The organism is Mycobacterium sp. ZZG, assembly GCF_054786995.1.
On the sequence record NZ_JBTBFV010000001.1, the window covers coordinates 264,309 to 280,146 of the forward strand.

The following is a 15,838-nucleotide window of genomic DNA, read 5'->3' on the forward strand; positions in this document are numbered from 1 at the left end:
GACGGAAGAGAACGGCGACACCTTCACCCCGGGCAACAACGCCAACCCCGAATCCTTCACGCACGCCGCAGGATTCGGCTCACGCTCGGGTTCGAGCTCCTCCGCAGGCTCAGGCTCGGACTGGGGTTGGTTCTGTTGTTGCTGGTCGTGGGCGGTGATCAGCTGGTAGGCGGCGTCGAGCGCGGCGGGATCGGCGAGCACGGAGACCACCACATTCGAGCTGCCCGGAGCCACCGGCGCAGCGCCCGGGCAATCCGATTTGCCGCACCGGCACCGCAGATGATCCTGGCCTCGGATGATCGCCCCCACCGCACACGACCGCCGCTCCCCCATATCGCGCGGATCATCCGCACACACGTTCTTGAGCAATTCAGCGATCCGGGCCGCCAGCAGCACGGCATCACAGCCCAGGATCTGACCCCAGATCAACACCCACTCATCGGGATCCTCGTGGGCCCCGATATGAAAATCGCGGCCCGCGATGACCTCCTTGGACCGGATCAGCGCGTCCGGGTCATACCGGTCGATCACCGCATCAATGGCCCGCACCAACGCCTCTTCGGACAACGACCCCCACTGCGGGGCGTGGGTCGCCAACTGCCCGTCGAGCAGCGCCCACACCTGCGCATCCACGACCAGGCCGGGTGCGCCAACAAATCTTGGACACCACCTGGGCACTGACCCGGCCCTGCAGATACCGCTCGGCCAGCCCAGGCAACCGATCGCGCAACGCCATCGCGATCCGCATCTGCCCCGAGGCCCGCCTGTGCCCGAGATTGAGCACCGCGCCCAGCTCAGAGGCGGTCTGGGCCCAGCAGTCATACACCCAGTCGTCACGCTCGTCATCCCTGTCCACCGTGGAATACACCAACTCGGCGATCGCCGCGGCTTTCCGCGCCCCGGCCTGGGCCTCCTCACGGGCGCACTGTTCGATCGCAGCAAGCAGCGCGGGCTCCTCCACCCCCGCAAACAGCCGATCAAACATACGTTCGATTATCCCGTCCCGCGCGGGCACAGCGCGCAACGGAAAGCCCCACCTGTGGATAAAACCCAGACTGGGGATAACCGGCGTCAATGCCGAACCGCGTGAGTGAGGAAACGGCGTCGATGGTGACCGGGTGCGATCGGAGACGAGCCGGCGTTGACAGCGAACTGATGTAACGCCCGCGGCTTCTGCAGCGGTTTCACATTCGTCACTGCTGCGATATGTTCGCACCGCATACCGATCCGAGGGAGTTGTAGTGAACAAGCTCGTTGTGCTCAGCGGCGGATTCGTCGCCGCCGGAACAGCCGCGCTGATCGGTGCCGGTGTCGCTATTTCGCAGCCGGCGCAGACGAGCCCGTACAACGTCGTCGGCGAGCAGTACGGTCGTGCGCTGGCCATCCTGAAGAGCCAGGGCGTCAAGGCCTACTTCGGTGGAGCCACCGGTAGTGCCCTTCCTCAGAGCGCCTGCCTGGTCGGCCAGCAGAAAGTGACCAGCCAGGGCCGGATGCTGCTGATGCTGGACTGCACTCAGGCCGCGGCCGACCAGATCAAGGCCATGGGCCCCACCGGCGGACCGACGGTCGGCGCCAACGGCGTCACCACTGTCACGCCGACACCGATGGTGCCGATCGCCGGCGCTCCCGGCGCAGGGATGGCGCCGCCCGCGCCCGGCGTGGTGTCGAATATGCCGGCCGGACAAGGCGCGCCGATCATCGCGAACACCTCGCCGCAGCCCTGATCCCCGTTCCGGACCTGACCCCGACCTAACCGGTACCTGCGTTCCCACTAATTCGTCGTAAACTCTCCACGAGTTCATCGACTAACAGGAGGGGCAGATGTTGCGACCGCGCCGTTTCGACACCGAGATCGACCCTGGGCCCGTGCAGATCCAGGCCCGCAAGGTGCACTTCGACGTGGCCGACATCCCGCTGCACTGGATTCCCGGCCACCCCGTCGCCTCGCATCTGGTCAGCGTGCTCAACATCGTCCTGCCCGCCGGCGAGCGTTGGTTCGTCCAGACGTTCAACGAGGCGTTGCCGCTCGTCAAGGATCCGAAGCTGGCCGACGACATTCGCGGTTTCATCGGCCAGGAGGCGATCCACGCCGATGTGCACGACCAAGTTCTGCACGAGTTCATGGTCGGGCACGGCGTTGATCCCACGCCGATCCTGCAGCAGATCGAGCACGTGTTCACCGGTGTGCTGGCCCCGCTGCCCGATTCCGTGGACGAGGCCCGACGGATGAACCATCTGTGCGACCGGCTGTGGTTGATCGCGGCCATAGAGCACTACACCGCGGTGATGGGCGACTTCGCGCTCAACTGCGCCTGGGACGACCACGGTGCCGACCCCACCCTGGTCGACCTGTTCCGCTGGCACGGCAGCGAGGAAGTCGAACACCGAAGCGTCGCCCACGATGTCGCGGTCTACTTCCACGACAGCTATCGCGCCCGGATCCGCGCCATGACCGTCGCGGCGACCATGCTGTTCGTCTTCTTCCAGCGCACCGCCTGGTATCTGGTGAAGACCGACCCGACCGTCGACGCCAACTGGTGGACGTTCAACCGGATGCGGATGCGCGACTCGAAGCTCGGACTGCTTCCGCTGTACCGGACTCTGTTCGGATCCAGCACGCTCGGCTATTTCCGGCCCGGCTACTCCCCGGAGCAACTGGGCTCGACCGCTCAGGCCGTCGCATACCTGGCGGCTTCTCCGGCCGCACGCGCCGCGCACACGTGATGCGGCTGTTCGACACGTTCCGCCGGGTCCCGCCGAGCGCGTCAGGGCGTGCCCGGCACGACGTCATGCTCGGCCTGGCCGACGCGACGATCTCCGGGCTTTTCGCAGCGACGGCGGCGGTGCGGCGCATCGCGCCACCGGCCCCGGGACCGGACACTTTCCCGCTGACGGTCACCCGCCGCCGCGTGGTCGCACACGATCAGGACGTCGTCGAGCTGACACTGGCCGGAGCCGAGTTGCCGCGCTGGTCCCCCGGCGCTCACCTCGACGTGCACCTGCCCAGCGGTCTGGTGCGGCAGTACTCGCTGTGCGGCGACCCCTGCGCCAGGCAGGAGTACCGCATCGCGGTCCGGCGCATCCCCGACGGTGGCGGCGGCTCGCTCGAAGTGCACCACACGCTGAAGCCCGGCTCGACTGTCCGTACGCACGGGCCGCGCAACGCGTTTCCGCTCACGGTGCCGGGCTACGGCTCGCCGGCACGCCGATTCCGTTTCGTCGCAGGCGGAATCGGGATCACCCCGATTCTGCCGATGCTGCGCCTGGCCCACGGCCTGGGTGTGGACTGGTCGATGGTCTACACCGGACGCACCCTCGACAGCCTCCCGTTCGTCGACGAGGTCGCCGCCTACGGCGACGCGGTCGAGATCCGTACCGACGACCGGCTCGGGCTCCCCGGTGCGCAGGAGCTGCTCGGGGATTGCCCGGGCGGCACCGCGGTCTACGCGTGCGGTCCGGCGCCGATGCTCACCGCGATCCGCACCGCGCTGGTCGGACGCGACGACGTCGAACTGCACTTCGAACGGTTCGCCGCGCCGCCGGTCACCGACGGGCGCCCGTTCCCGGTGACGGTCGCGTCCACCGGTCGGACGGTCGACGTCGGCGCCGACGAGACCCTGCTCGCCGCGTTGCGCCGGGCGGGGGTGCACGCGACGTACTCATGTCAGCAAGGGTTCTGCGGCACGTGCCGGACCAAGGTGCTCGCCGGCGACGTCGACCATCGCGACACGTTGCTGACCGATCCGGAGCGGGCCGCCGGGATGATGCTGACCTGTGTGTCGCGGGCAGCCGACGGCTCGGGTCTCTCGCTGGAGCTGTGAGCGTCAGCGCGCGACGGCCTCCTCTAGCCGGTCGAGCAGCGGGCGCTGCCCCTTCAACAGCTTGGTGCGGGCCGTCGCCAGATCGAACCAGGCCACCCGGTCGATCTCCGGAAACTCCTTGAACGCGCCTGAGCCCCTGGGCCATTCGAGGGTGAAGGTGTTACTGAACGTACCGTCGAGGTCGAGGTCGGCGCGTACCGCGAACGCGGTGACCACCTTTCCGCCCGGCTGGCGCACCGGCTCGAATTCGATCCGGGGACCGGCCGGCACGGGCTTGCCGAGCTCCTCGGTGAACTCGCGCTGAGCGACGGTCCACGGGTCTTCCCCGTCGGTGTACTCGCCCTTGGGGATCGACCAGGCACCGTCGTCTTTACGGGCCCAGAACGGCCCGCCCGGGTGGCCGAGGAGCACTTCGAGCGTCCCGTCGACGTCGCGATAGAGAAGCAGGCCGGCGCTGAGCTTGGGCACGGTCTCAGATGCCGGTCCAGGCCGCGTCGAGACGTTCGGCAACGTCGATGATCTTGGCCTTCTGGGATTCCGGGCTGTCGATCTCCCCCGCGACGTGCATCGCGATGAAGCGCTTGATCTCGGCGTCCACGCCGCCGACGATGCGCACCACCTCGGCGCGCAGGGTTTTCGACGTGACGTGGATCGAGATGTCGGAGGGCCGCGGCTTCTCCACGTCGAGGATCAGCAGCAGCGGGTCGGCGGCCTTGGCGGTGGCGCGCAGCGAGATCTCACCGAACACGATGAATTTGGGTTTGTCGATCCGCAGGTCGACCACCATGTCGATCTCCAAGGGGATCCGGATCCCGAAGGTGATCAACTCGCCGAGCTCCCGTCGGACCCTGGGCTGCTGGATCCGCACTTTCGCGGTGACCTTGGCCAGCTTGCCCGGGCCTTGGGCGATGGGGCCCATCTCGAAGGCGTCGCCGGCGATCTCACCGATCGCGCCGCCCACGCGCTCCTCGGTGACGGCGATCTCGAAGAACCGGCGGCCGAACTGCTCGTAGGTCAGGAAGTCGGCGGTATCAGGGTCGGACATGATGCTGCCTACGTTCTCATGCGCGGAGCGTCCGGCGCGACAACGTGGCCGAACTGTTGTAGGGCATCAATCCAGACCGCCGAACAACCGAATCCTGCGCAGCACGGCGCCGTTCCACCCGGCACGCGCCGTCTCGCCGATGAGCACGGTGGGTCTGCCGTCACGCTCGATGCGCGCCGCGACGGAGTTGCCGGCGACGACGAGTTTGGTCCAGTTGCTGCCGTAGAGGTGTCTGACCAGTTCCGACGGGCTCACCGGCTCGTCGTCACCGCGGGTGACGGGACTGTCGGCGATGAGCCGCCGCATCCCGACTTCATTGCCGCTGCGGGCGTCGTCGAGGAACGTGGTGAACAGCGCCCGCGCGCCCGATCCCAGCCCACGGAAGCCACCGAGAAACCCGAGGGTTCCGGCCAGGTGCTGGTTGGCGGCCATGGTCCGGGCCAGCGATGCGCCGGCCGGCAACGCCACCAGTCCGCCTCGGGCGAACTGCCCGATCATCGCTGGCAATTCCCAGTAGGCCGACAACGCGGCGATTTTGAGCTCGTCGCCGGCGTCACGCAGGTCGTAGCGGATGTAGGTGGGGACATGCAGGGTCACGGTCGGTGCCATCTGGATCTCGAGCTCGAGGTCGCGCAGCACCGTGGTGCCGACGACGATGTCGGTGCCCGGGCGAAAGCTGATGTCGCGGGGGCCGATGAACGTGTCGTAGAACCGGCCGATCGCGACGTACCCGCGGTGCGGCCTCGAGCCGACCGGATCTTCGACCCGGGCGTCGGCGGTGAACAGGCCGATCCACCCGGCCCGGTCGTGCGCGCCCGCCGCGGCCAGGGACCGCTGGGCCGCCGACAGCACGTCAGCTCGTGTGAAAGGCATATGGTTGCCTACCACCTATCCATGCGGCAGTCGACTGAACGTGCCGTCAGGGGCACACTGGTCTGCATGAGCAGCAACAACGGGCCGTTCGGATTCGACCCCGAGGATTTCGACCGCGTCGTCCGCGAAGCGGGCGAAGGTCTGCGGGAGGCACTCGACGGCATCGGGAGATTCCTCGGGACACCCGGTGAGCGGGCGGGATGGTCGACGTTGTTCGACACCCGGCCGCGGACGCGTCCCGAAACGACCGGCGAGACCGGAGACGGTGTCTGGGCCATTTACACCCTTGACGACTCCGGTGGCGCCCACATCGAGCAGGTGTACCCGACCGAACTGGACGCGCTTCGGGCGAACAAGGACAACACCGATGCGAAGCGACGGGTGCGGTTCCTGCCGTACGGGATCGCCGTCAGCGTGCTGGATGGCGCCGCCGGAGGCGGCGAGACGGGTCCAGCCGAGCACGACTCAGGTACCGGCACCGAAAACGGTTCAGCCGACCAGAATCCGTAGGTGCTCCCAGCCGCGGACGGTCGAGGTCGGGGCCAGCCGGGCGGAGTCGTAGTCGACATCCCACTCGGGCCAGCGGTTGAGCAGCTCGTCGAGCGCGATCCTGCCTTCCAGGCGGGCCAGGTTGGCGCCCAGGCAGTAGTGCAGCCCCTTGCCGAACGTCAGGTGGCTGATGTTCTCCCGGTCGATGTCGAAGGTGTCCGGATTCTCGTATCGGCGTTCGTCGCGGTTGGCGGCACCGAACAGCAGCAGGATGGCGCTGCCTGCGGGCACGGTGACGTCGCCGTATCCGAAGTCGCGGATGACGTAGCGCGCCACGTGCGGACCCGTGGGCTCGAACCTCAGCGTCTCGTCGATCGTGCGGCCGAGCAGCGAGCGGTCCTCGTGGATGCGGCGGCGTTGATCGGGGTGTTCGGCGAGCACCTTGGCCAGCCAGCCGATCAGCCTTCCGGTCGTCTCGTTGCCCGCACCGGCCACCACCTGGGTGTAGTGCAGGACCTCTTTGCGGGTGAGCTTGCGCTCCACTCCCGTTTCGTCGGTGAACTCGACGTTGAGCAGCGCGGTCATCAGGTCGTCGGACGGGTTGGCCGCCCGCCACTGGACGTAGTCGGCGTAGATCCGGCCGTCGGCGATCTTGTCGGGGTCGGCGACCTTCATCGGCGCGCCGGGCTTGGTGCGCAGGTTCGCGTCGTTGGCGTCGCGTACCGACACCTGCTCGGACTCTGGGATGCCCAGCAGCATCCCGATCACCCGCATCGGCATCATCGCCGCCAGCTCGGCGATGATGTCGAAGCCGTCGGCGCCGACCAACGGGTCGAGGCAGTTCACGCAGTACTGCCGGATCTGGTCCTCGATCTCGGCCATCCGGCGTGGGGTGAACACCCGCGACATCAGCCCGCGCAGCAGGGTGTGCGTGGGCGGGTCCTCGAACATCATCACGCCCTTGGGCATGTCGAAGTCGGATTTGACCAGTTCCAGGATGTCGCTGCGGCTGTTGGAGAACGTCGACCAGTCCAGCAGCGCTTTCTCGACGTCGGCGTGGCGCGACAGCGCCCAGAAGTCGTAGCGCTCGTTGTAATAGAGCGGCGCCTCGTCCCGCAGCCGCGCGTAGGTCGGGTATGGGTCGGCCACGATGCTCAGGTCGTAGGGGTCATAGTAGAGGTCGTAGTAAAGATCGTCTGCCACCCGACATGCTCCTCACCGACCAACTGTGCGACCGCTCAGCATCTTAGGCGACGATCCGTTGTCAGTGACCTGACTCGCAGGATTCGGCGACGAGTTAGCAGCGCCACATTTTCTTGAGCTAATCTGGCGCCGGGTGAGAACTTATACGGGCTAAGTTACGATCTGCTCAATCGCAGGATACGAATCTCAGGGGTCTAATGCGCGCCACTAGTCGGGGCCGGCAGTCGTGATCGCCATTGCCAAGAAGGTGTGGCTCCCGTTGCTCATCATCGTCGTCGTGGTGATCGCAGGCCTCACCGTCGCGCGCATCCGGACGTTCTTCGGCTCCGAGGGCATCATCGAGACGCCACGCAACTTCGCCGATCTCCCCGAACCGTTCGACCCCAAAGTCGTCCGTTATGAGATCACCGGCTCGGGTTCCTACGCCGACGTGAACTACCTCGACCTCGACGCCAAGCCGCAGCGCGTCGACGGCGCGCCACTGCCGTGGTCGCTCACGCTGGAGACCACCGAACCATCCGCAGCTCCCAACATCGTCGCCCAGGGTGACGGCTCGACGATCACGTGCCGGATCTATGTCGACGACGAGTTGAAGGACGAGAGGACGACGGACGGCTTGAACGCCCAGACCTTCTGCTTTGTGAAATCCGCATGAGCACACCAGTTTCCGACGCCCGCACCGACGAGTTCCCCGCTGCGCGTCGACCTCACCGCCCGTTCATCCCCCGGATGATCCGGCTGTTCGCCCTTCCGATCATCCTCGGTTGGATCGCGCTGATCGTCGTGGTCAACGTCACCGTGCCGCAGCTCGAGAAGGTCGGCGAGATGCAGGCCGTGTCGATGAGCCCGCAAGACGCGCCGTCGATGATCTCGATGAAGAAGGTCGGTGAGCTGTTCGAGGAAGGCGACTCGGACAGCTCGGTGATGATCGTGTTCGAGGGCGACGAACCCCTCGGCGACGCCGCGCACGCGTGGTACGACGAGCTCGTCGACCGGCTGGAAGCCGACACCACGCACGTGCAGTCGGTCCAGGACTTCTGGAGCGACCCGCTCACCGCGTCGGGTTCGCAGAGCAACGACGGCAAATCGGCCTACGTCCAGGTCAAGCTCGCGGGTAACCAGGGCGAGGCGCTGGCCAACGAGTCGGTGAAGGCGGTCCAGCAGATCGTCAACAGCCTGGAGCCGCCGCCGGGTGTGCGGGCGTTCGTGACCGGTCCGGCCGCGCTGGCCGCCGACCAGCACATCGCCGGTGACCGCAGCATGCGGATCATCGAGGCGGCGACGTTCACCGTCATCATCGTCATGCTGCTGCTGGTCTACCGGTCCATCGTGACCGTGCTGATCACGCTGGTGATGGTGGTGCTGTCGCTGGCCACGGCCCGCGGCGTGGTGGCGTTCCTGGGCTACCACGAGATCATCGGGCTCTCGACGTTCGCCACCAACCTGCTGGTGACGTTGGCCATCGCCGCGGCGACGGACTACGCGATCTTCCTGATAGGCCGATATCAGGAGGCCCGAACACTCGGCGAGGACAAAGAGACCGCGTACTACACGATGTTCCACGGCACCGCGCACGTGGTGCTGGGGTCGGGTCTGACCATCGCGGGCGCCACGTTCTGCCTGAGCTTCACCCGGCTGCCCTACTTCCAGACCATGGGTATCCCGCTGGCCATCGGCATGTTCGTGGTCGTCATGGCGGGCGTCGTGCTGATGGTCGCGATCATCAGCGTCGCCACCCGGTTCGGCAAACTGCTCGAGCCCAAACGCGCGATGCGCATCCGTGGCTGGCGCAAGGTCGGCGCCGCGATCGTCCGCTGGCCGGGCCCGATCCTGGTGGCGGCGATGGCGATCACGCTGGTCGGCCTGCTGGCGCTGCCCGGCTACAAGACCAACTACAACGACCGCGACTACCTGCCGGCGGATCTGCCGGCCAACCAGGGCTATGCCGTCGCCGACGCGCATTTCGACCAGGCCCGGATGAACCCCGAGCTGCTCATGATCGAGAGCGATCACGATCTGCGGAACTCGGCGGACTTCCTCGTCATCGACAAGATCGCCAAGGCGATCTTCCGCGTCGAGGGCATCGCCAGGGTGCAGGCGATCACCCGGCCCGACGGCAAGCCGATCAAGCACACCTCGATTCCGTTCCAGATGAGCATGCAGGGCACGACGCAGCGGCTCAACGAGAAGTACATGCAGGACCGGATGGCCGACATGCTGGTGCAGGCCGACGAGATGGCGAACACGATCGCCACCATGGAGAAGATGTCGAACCTGACCACGCAGATGGCCGACATCACCCACAGCATGGTCAGCAAGATGGAGAACATGCTCACCGACATCGAGGACCTCCGCGACAGCATCGCGAACTTCGATGACTTCTTCCGACCGATCCGCAACTACTTCTACTGGGAACCGCACTGCTACAACATCCCGGTCTGCTGGGCGCTGCGGTCGGTGTTCGACACCCTCGACGGCATCAACGTGATGACCGACGACTTCCGCGAGATCCTGCCGGACATGAAGCGGCTGGACACGCTGATGCCGCAGATGGTCGCGCTGATGCCCGAGATGATCGAGACCATGAAGACCATGCGGACGATGATGCTGACGATGTATCAGTCGCAGAAGGGTCAGCAGGACCAGATGGCCGCGATGTCCGAGGACGCCGACGCCATGGGTGAGGCGTTCGACGACTCGATGAACGACGACTCGTTCTACCTGCCGCCGGAGATCTTCGAGAACAAGGACTTCCAGCGTGGGCTGGAGCAGTTCCTGTCCCCCGACGGGCATGCGGTGCGCTTCATCATCTCCCATGAGGGTGACCCGCTCAGCCCCGAAGGCGTGGCCAAGATCGACAAGATCAAGACCGCGGCGAAGGAGGCCGTCAAGGGCACCCCGCTGGAGGGCTCCAAGATCTATCTCGGTGGAACCGCGGCCACGTTCAAGGACATGCAGGACGGCAACAACTACGACCTGTTGATCGCCGGCATCTCCGCGCTCGGCCTGATCTTCATCATCATGTTGATCCTGACCCGGGCCATCGTGGCGGCTGCGGTGATCGTCGGCACCGTGGTGCTGTCGCTGGCCGCGTCGTTCGGGCTGTCGGTGCTGTTCTGGCAGCACATCCTCGGCCAGCCGCTGCACTGGATGGTGTTGGCCATGGCGGTGATCATCCTGTTGGCCGTGGGCGCGGACTACAACCTGCTGTTGGTGTCCCGCCTCAAAGAAGAGATACACGCGGGCATCGGCACCGGCATCATCCGCGCGATGGGCGGCAGCGGCTCGGTGGTGACGGCGGCGGGGTTGGTCTTCGCGCTGACGATGATGTCGATGGCGGTCAGCGAATTGACCGTGATCGGTCAGGTCGGTACGACGATCGGTCTGGGCCTGTTGTTCGACACACTGGTGATCCGTGCGTTCATGACGCCGTCGATCGCCGCGTTGCTCGGGCCCTGGTTCTGGTGGCCCCAACGGGTCCGCACCCGTCCCGTCCCCGCACCGTGGCCGAGACCCGGTGGGCTGCAATCGGATCCGTCTGAAGGAGTGAAGGTATGAAACGCGCACTGATCGGTGTCGCCGCGGTGGCCGCGGGATTGACGTTCGCGGCGCCGGCGTCGTTGGTCTTCGCCATACCCGCGGCAGCCGACCCCGACACCGCATTCACCAACGAGCTGAACACGTACGGGATCTACGGCCAGAAGGACTACAACGCCTGGATCGGCAAGATCACCTGCAAGCGGATCGCCACCGGTGTCGACGCCACCGCGTTCGAGGCGGCCGACTTCGTGCGCAATCAGCTGGAGAAGGACACCACGACCGAACAGGCGTGGAAGTTCCTCGCCGCCGGACTGCGGACCTACTGCCCTGACCGGCTGCCGGTCCTGGACCAAGCGCGCCAGTAGCCCTCAACAGTTCCACGCGAGTGTGGGTGTTGTGCACGCATTTGTCTGAAAATCCGTGCACAACCCCCACGTTCGTGCTTCCGACGGGCGGGGCTGTCCCGGTTACCGGGCGACGGGCCAGTGCCACACGGACATGTCGCCGCGCGGATAGTTCATGCAGACGTCGGTGGCGTGCGCCACGACGCCCTTGTTGTTGAAGAACAGCTTGGCCCAGTTGCCCCACCGGGTGGCGACCTGCTCGTAATACACGTTGGTCGCGGTGTTCTCGGAGTACTGGCGGCGGCCCACCGGGTCGAGCGAGAAGAACCAGTGGATGCGGTCGAACGCGGCCTGCTGGACGTCGGCCGGCCGGTTGCTCCGGTCGATCATGTAGCGCTCGAAGTACACCGGGCTGGTGTCCCGGGCAGCCGCCATGTACTGCTCGACGTCGCATGTGGTGTGGATGATCCGACGCGGAATCGGATAGTCCTCGGTGGAATCGGCGACGGCCGGTCCGGCCAGGCTCGCGCTGACCGCGGCGGCGCCGAGGAATCCCAGACCCACCCGTGCGACGCGACTCATCAGTCCGCTCATCGTTTCTCCAGCTTCATCGTTCGGTCGGGTCTCGAAGATTCTATAGCGCAGCTAGGCAATTCGGGGGCCCCGCTCCCGGTCAGCCACCACCGGTGACCGGGTTGGAGGTCAACGAGATCCATCCACCGTTGATCCACACGCCCCAGCGTCCGCCCCAGCCCGAATTCCAGACCACCGGCTGGCCGATCCAGACCTCGGCGGGCTTCGGGGGCGCCCAGGCCGGCGGCACCTCACCGAGCACGGGAGGCGGTGGCGGAGGCGCCGGTTGCGCGCCGGCGACGGCAGCCGCACCCCAGAGGCCGGCGGCCAGTCCGCATGCGACCGCGGCGACGGACAGCGTGGTCTTGATCGAGGTCATCGCATCACTCTCGGGTCGGTAACCGGGCGGGATAATTAGCATATATAACCAGCGGTGGACGCGGCCAATCCGGGGGGCGCGGTTTGCCTGCCTCGAGCCCGCGCGCATGACATTCTTGGTTCCGTCTGTAACGCGTCCAGCGAGGAGAACTGATGTCGGCACCATCGGCCGTCGAAACAGGCAGCGACACACACGGACCGCGCCGGGCGTGGGCGGCGGTCTCGGTCCTCGCGGTGGTCGGGACACTCAACTACGCCGACCGGTTCCTGCCGGCAGTGCTGGCCGAACCCATCCGGCAGGACCTGTCGCTGTCCGACACCGCCATCGGGGTGATCAACGGCTTCGGCTTTCTCGCCGTGTACGCGCTCATCGGTATCCCGATCGCGCGCGTCTCCGACCGGGGCGCGTACGGCCTGGTGATCTCCGGGTGCCTGTCGCTGTGGGGGGTGATGACGATGCTCGGCGGCGCCGTGCAGTCCGGCTTCCAGCTCGCGCTGACCCGGGTGGGCGTCGCGATCGGGGAGGCCGGTTCCACCCCCGCCGCGCACGCCTACGTCGCCCGCAATTTTGCGCCCGAACGCCGCGCCGCTCCGCTGGCCGTCATCACCCTGGCCATCCCGCTGGCCAGCGCGGCCAGCCTGATCGGCGGCGGCCTGCTGGCCCAGGCGCTCGGCTGGCGCACGGCGTTCGTGGTGATGGGCGTGATCAGCGTTGCGTTCGTTCCGGTGGTGCTGGCCGTCGTCGGGCGCAGGCAGCGGCCTGTGACCGAAGCCGTTGCGGTGCGGCAGGTTCCGGTCAAGTGGTGGGACATCCTGCGCAAGCCCAGCTATCTGGCGATCGTCGCGGGGGCGGCGTCGATCTCGGTGGCCGGTTACGCGCTGACGACGTTCGCGCCCGCGTTCCTGATGCGTGCGCGCGGCATGTCACTGGGTGAGGTCGGGCTGCAGTACGGCCTGGCCAGTGGCGTCACCGGCATCCTCGGGCTGCTGGTCGTCGGCAAGATCGCCGACCGGCTGTCGGCTTTCGATCCCCGTTGGCTGTTGTGGCTGGTGGCGGCGATGACGGCGGCGCTTATCCCGTTCTCGACGCTGGGTTTCGTCGTGGGCAGCACGACGCTGTCGGTGTGCTTCATCGCGTTGAGCTACGTCGTCGGGACCGCCTACATGGCACCGTCGATCGCGGCGATCCAGCGGCTGGTTCCGGCCGAGCAGCGCGCCACGGCCTCGGCCATCTTCCTGTTCTTCAGCGCAATCGTGGGTTCGGTGGGCCCACTCGTGACGGGCATGATCAGCGACGCGCTGAAGAGCGAAGTCGGCGACATGTCACTGGGCCGGGCGATGCTGTGTGTGGTACCGGTGATGCACCTGGTCGCGATCGGCTGCTACCTGCTGGCGAGCCGGCGCTATCTGCGGGAGATCGTCGCCTGAGCTGATCGAGCGCCCCGCGATCAGAGCCCGAACTGGTCCTCGACGACGCCGAGCCACACCTGGGCGGCGTCGATCGCCACCTTCTCGCTGATGAAGGCGTGCTGGGTTCCCGTGTAGAGATCCCGGAAGGCCCGCTCCAGGCGGCTGCCCTCCCGGATCGAACTGGTCCCGGCGGACAGATGCGCCCACTCGGCGCAGGCGCGGGAGGTGTCGGTGGCGAACACCGCCGCGACCCGCATGTCCGCGCGCAGGGCGGGGGTCAGCTCACCGCCCGCGGCCACCGCGGATTCGGCGCTACCGAACGCGTCGAGTACGAGCAGCCTTGCGGCGCGCCAGGCCGCGACGTGGTGCGCCAGCGCTTTCTGGAATGTCGGCCGGCTGGCGAGCGCCGCCATGTCGCTCATCCGGAACTTGGTCGCCGCCAGCTCGGTGACATCGTCGAGCATGCTCTTGGCCACGCCGAGTGCCCAGGCCGCGTGACCGGCCGCGGTCACGGGCATCATGCCCATCCGCGTCGCCGGTGAACTCCCCCGCTTCGGTTCACGGGTGAACAACGCGAACGTGCGGTCGAGCGGGACGAACACGTCCTCGATCGCGTAGTCGTAGGAACCGGTGCCCTTGAGACCCTGGACGTGCCAGCCGTCCTTGAACAGCACATCCGCGCGTGGCACGACGGCCACCCGCATGTCCGGCACGCCTTCGGCGAGCCACTGCATCTCACCGTCGACCATCGGCAGGAACCCGGCCGCGACGTATTCGGCGTGTCCGGTGCCCGAACCGAAACTCCACGATCCGGTCAGCCGGTAGCCGCCGTCGACCGCGATGCCCTGTCCGTTGGGGAAGAACTGCCCGCCCATCGTGACGCGGTTGTCGTTGGCGGTGAACACCTCGGCGAATCCGCCGTCGGGAAGATAGGCGGCCGCGGCGAAGGACGACGGTAGGTTGGCGATCCCGACCCAGCCGAACGAGCCGTCCTGCCAAGCCATTTCGATCCAGGTCTCGATCATCTCGGCGAAGGTCGGTTCCACCCCGCCGGCCGGTACCGGGTTGAACGCGGTCATCAACCCGCTCGACCACATGGCGTCCACGACCGCCGGCGTCATGGTGCGGATCCGCTCGGATTCTGCCGCCTGTTCGCGCACCAGCTCGCGCAGGCCCCGGGCGCGTTCGGTCACCGCCGTCACGGCGTCGACGTTAGCTGCTCAGGGCAGGGCAGTGAACATGTTCGTCGGATCTGTCATCTCCACCGGCACCGGCGTCACGGTGACGACAGTGGCGGGGCCCGGCCATTCGCCGGTGAGATGTTGTTGCGGGGCTTGCGGAGCGGGCAGGTGCGGCACCGCGGCGGGAACGGCGGCCCGGGCCGGTGCCGGCACCGGGACGTATGCCCTGGGCGCGGGTCGCCACGACGGGGTCACGACCTGCTCGGTCGGCTCGACCACCTTGCGGACCATGCCGGCGACACCGCTGGCGGGCGCGGACACGGCGACCCAGCCGGTATCGGCCTGATCAGACGCCGCGGCGGCCGTCTGCTGAACTTCCGGCACCGCGCCCGAGGTCAAGCTCAGGGCGGTCAGCAACGCGGCCGCGGCCGCGCCGAGGACGGCCATCGCGATCCTGCGGCGGCTCAGGCCGCGACGGGGGCCGGCCGTCTCCTCGGCGGGCCTCTCGGCGAGGGCAGCCCCGTAGGCCAGGGCGAGGCGGGGCGCGGTGTCGGGGGCGATCATCACGCGCATCGCGTCTGCCAGCGGCACGGTGTCGACGTCGGCGATCTGGAGCTCGTCGAGCTGCTCACGCAACCGGTGCCCGTCGCGGGTCACGTCGTCGCTGAACGTCAGCCGGATCCGGTCGACGTCATGGCCGCCGGCGGTCGCGATCGTGCGGGCGCTCCTGGCGGCGGCCCCGGCGGTCTCCGTGCCGGCCCGGAACTCGAGATCGTCATGATCGAGGACGGCGCCGTCGGTGTCGTCGACCAGCACCCAGGCGACGGCGTGGGCAGTCAGTGAGAGCCCCAGAACCATGCCCACGGCGTCCCCTTCCCGTCGTTCACCGGTGTGTGCGATCTATCGGGCGCCGTCGAACCGGTGTTACAAAAGTCGGCTTCATGCCCGATCGGTACTGGACACGGTCCGCCGCACGCCATA

Annotated in this window: 16 protein-coding genes and 1 pseudogene; 8 read left to right on the plus strand and 9 right to left on the minus strand. The window is 67.3% G+C overall.

Annotated features, from left to right (window positions below):
* Nucleotides 1–12 precede the first annotated feature (12 nt).
* Nucleotides 13–985: pseudogene (locus tag ACXMYJ_RS01220) on the minus strand (DUF222 domain-containing protein); the annotation flags it as partial.
* 256 nt (nt 986–1,241) lie between these two features.
* Here ACXMYJ_RS01220 and ACXMYJ_RS01225 point away from each other — a divergent pair.
* The 3 genes from ACXMYJ_RS01225 (at nt 1,242) to ACXMYJ_RS01235 (ending at nt 3,821) form a co-directional block, all read left to right on the plus strand.
* Nucleotides 1,242–1,724 (plus strand): hypothetical protein, encoded by a 483-nt coding sequence (locus ACXMYJ_RS01225; RefSeq protein ID WP_260752633.1) that lies wholly within the window; start codon nt 1,242–1,244, stop codon nt 1,722–1,724.
* 97 nt (nt 1,725–1,821) lie between these two features.
* The gene (locus ACXMYJ_RS01230; RefSeq protein WP_460353429.1) at nt 1,822–2,724 is read left to right on the plus strand and encodes a metal-dependent hydrolase; all 903 of its coding nucleotides are present in this window, start codon (nt 1,822–1,824) and stop codon (nt 2,722–2,724) included.
* Nucleotides 2,724–3,821, plus strand: coding sequence for a PDR/VanB family oxidoreductase (locus ACXMYJ_RS01235; protein ID WP_460353432.1), 1,098 nt, complete (start codon nt 2,724–2,726; stop codon nt 3,819–3,821). The genes ACXMYJ_RS01230 and ACXMYJ_RS01235 overlap by 1 nt, the downstream gene beginning before the upstream one ends.
* 3 nt (nt 3,822–3,824) lie before the next feature.
* On the opposite strand, the gene ACXMYJ_RS01240 is transcribed toward ACXMYJ_RS01235, so the two are convergent.
* The 3 genes from ACXMYJ_RS01240 to ACXMYJ_RS01250 all read right to left on the minus strand — a co-directional run bounded on the left by ACXMYJ_RS01240 (nt 3,825) and on the right by ACXMYJ_RS01250 (nt 5,739).
* Nucleotides 3,825–4,289 carry an NUDIX domain-containing protein gene (locus tag ACXMYJ_RS01240; RefSeq protein WP_443187320.1) on the minus strand — a complete coding sequence of 155 codons (465 nt, stop codon included), beginning with the start codon at nt 4,287–4,289 and terminating at the stop codon, nt 3,825–3,827.
* 4 nt (nt 4,290–4,293) lie between these two features.
* Nucleotides 4,294–4,866, minus strand: coding sequence for a hypothetical protein (locus tag ACXMYJ_RS01245; RefSeq protein ID WP_260752627.1), 573 nt, complete (start codon nt 4,864–4,866; stop codon nt 4,294–4,296).
* 66 nt (nt 4,867–4,932) lie between these two features.
* Nucleotides 4,933–5,739 carry a nuclear transport factor 2 family protein gene (locus ACXMYJ_RS01250; protein ID WP_460353435.1) on the minus strand — a complete coding sequence of 269 codons (807 nt, stop codon included), beginning with the start codon at nt 5,737–5,739 and terminating at the stop codon, nt 4,933–4,935.
* A 66-nt stretch (nt 5,740–5,805) separates the two neighbouring features.
* On the opposite strand from ACXMYJ_RS01250, the gene ACXMYJ_RS01255 reads away from it, so the two are divergent.
* Nucleotides 5,806–6,249, plus strand: coding sequence for a hypothetical protein (locus ACXMYJ_RS01255; RefSeq protein WP_460353437.1), 444 nt, complete (start codon nt 5,806–5,808; stop codon nt 6,247–6,249).
* Here ACXMYJ_RS01255 and ACXMYJ_RS01260 read toward each other — a convergent pair.
* On the minus strand, nt 6,229–7,431 hold the full coding sequence (locus ACXMYJ_RS01260; RefSeq protein WP_443187322.1) for a cytochrome P450: 1,203 nt from the start codon (nt 7,429–7,431) through the stop codon (nt 6,229–6,231). The two genes, ACXMYJ_RS01255 and ACXMYJ_RS01260, sit on opposite strands and share 21 nt — an antisense overlap.
* Before the next feature lie 226 nt (nt 7,432–7,657).
* Here ACXMYJ_RS01260 and ACXMYJ_RS01265 point away from each other — a divergent pair, with 226 nt between their 5' ends.
* From ACXMYJ_RS01265 to ACXMYJ_RS01275, 3 genes are read left to right on the plus strand one after another with little or no spacing between them, the layout of a single operon-like run.
* Nucleotides 7,658–8,086 carry an MmpS family transport accessory protein gene (locus tag ACXMYJ_RS01265; protein WP_260752623.1) on the plus strand — a complete coding sequence of 143 codons (429 nt, stop codon included), beginning with the start codon at nt 7,658–7,660 and terminating at the stop codon, nt 8,084–8,086.
* Nucleotides 8,083–10,989 (plus strand): MMPL/RND family transporter, encoded by a 2,907-nt coding sequence (locus tag ACXMYJ_RS01270; RefSeq protein WP_460353440.1) that lies wholly within the window; start codon nt 8,083–8,085, stop codon nt 10,987–10,989. The genes ACXMYJ_RS01265 and ACXMYJ_RS01270 overlap by 4 nt, the downstream gene beginning before the upstream one ends.
* Nucleotides 10,986–11,336 carry a DUF732 domain-containing protein gene (locus ACXMYJ_RS01275; RefSeq protein WP_460353442.1) on the plus strand — a complete coding sequence of 117 codons (351 nt, stop codon included), beginning with the start codon at nt 10,986–10,988 and terminating at the stop codon, nt 11,334–11,336. Before ACXMYJ_RS01270 ends, ACXMYJ_RS01275 begins: the two co-directional genes overlap by 4 nt.
* Before the next feature lie 102 nt (nt 11,337–11,438).
* On the opposite strand, the gene ACXMYJ_RS01280 is transcribed toward ACXMYJ_RS01275, so the two are convergent.
* Entirely contained in the window at nt 11,439–11,909 is a 471-nt protein-coding gene (locus ACXMYJ_RS01280; RefSeq protein WP_260752619.1) for a DUF5078 domain-containing protein, read from the minus strand.
* 79 nt (nt 11,910–11,988) lie between these two features.
* Nucleotides 11,989–12,267: a hypothetical protein gene (locus tag ACXMYJ_RS01285; RefSeq protein ID WP_260752618.1), complete on the minus strand. Its 279-nt coding sequence runs from the start codon at nt 12,265–12,267 to the stop codon at nt 11,989–11,991.
* 152 nt (nt 12,268–12,419) lie between these two features.
* Between ACXMYJ_RS01285 and ACXMYJ_RS01290 the strand changes: the two genes are divergently transcribed.
* Nucleotides 12,420–13,694 carry a spinster family MFS transporter gene (locus tag ACXMYJ_RS01290; RefSeq protein WP_460353446.1) on the plus strand — a complete coding sequence of 425 codons (1,275 nt, stop codon included), beginning with the start codon at nt 12,420–12,422 and terminating at the stop codon, nt 13,692–13,694.
* A gap of 20 nt (nt 13,695–13,714) precedes the next feature.
* Here ACXMYJ_RS01290 and ACXMYJ_RS01295 read toward each other — a convergent pair whose 3' ends face one another.
* Complete coding sequence (locus ACXMYJ_RS01295) at nt 13,715–14,878, minus strand: acyl-CoA dehydrogenase family protein (protein WP_460353448.1); 1,164 nt, start codon at nt 14,876–14,878, stop codon at nt 13,715–13,717.
* An 18-nt stretch (nt 14,879–14,896) separates the two neighbouring features.
* Entirely contained in the window at nt 14,897–15,721 is an 825-nt protein-coding gene (locus ACXMYJ_RS01300; RefSeq protein ID WP_460353451.1) for a hypothetical protein, read from the minus strand.
* Nucleotides 15,722–15,838 lie beyond the last annotated feature (117 nt).

Excerpts from the sequence above, each read along its gene's own strand:
- ACXMYJ_RS01250 (WP_460353435.1), bottom strand. The coding sequence starts at position 5,739 with ATGCCTTTCACACGAGCTGACGTGCTGTCGGCGGCCCAGCGGTCCCTG.
- ACXMYJ_RS01280 (WP_260752619.1), bottom strand. The coding sequence starts at position 11,909 with ATGAGCGGACTGATGAGTCGCGTCGCACGGGTGGGTCTGGGATTCCTC.
- ACXMYJ_RS01255 (WP_460353437.1), top strand. The coding sequence starts at position 5,806 with ATGAGCAGCAACAACGGGCCGTTCGGATTCGACCCCGAGGATTTCGAC.
- ACXMYJ_RS01290 (WP_460353446.1), top strand. The coding sequence starts at position 12,420 with ATGTCGGCACCATCGGCCGTCGAAACAGGCAGCGACACACACGGACCG.
- ACXMYJ_RS01270 (WP_460353440.1), top strand. The coding sequence starts at position 8,083 with ATGAGCACACCAGTTTCCGACGCCCGCACCGACGAGTTCCCCGCTGCG.
- ACXMYJ_RS01285 (WP_260752618.1), bottom strand. The coding sequence starts at position 12,267 with ATGACCTCGATCAAGACCACGCTGTCCGTCGCCGCGGTCGCATGCGGA.
- ACXMYJ_RS01275 (WP_460353442.1), top strand. The coding sequence starts at position 10,986 with ATGAAACGCGCACTGATCGGTGTCGCCGCGGTGGCCGCGGGATTGACG.
- ACXMYJ_RS01245 (WP_260752627.1), bottom strand. The coding sequence starts at position 4,866 with ATGTCCGACCCTGATACCGCCGACTTCCTGACCTACGAGCAGTTCGGC.
- ACXMYJ_RS01230 (WP_460353429.1), top strand. The coding sequence starts at position 1,822 with ATGTTGCGACCGCGCCGTTTCGACACCGAGATCGACCCTGGGCCCGTG.
- ACXMYJ_RS01235 (WP_460353432.1), top strand. The coding sequence starts at position 2,724 with ATGCGGCTGTTCGACACGTTCCGCCGGGTCCCGCCGAGCGCGTCAGGG.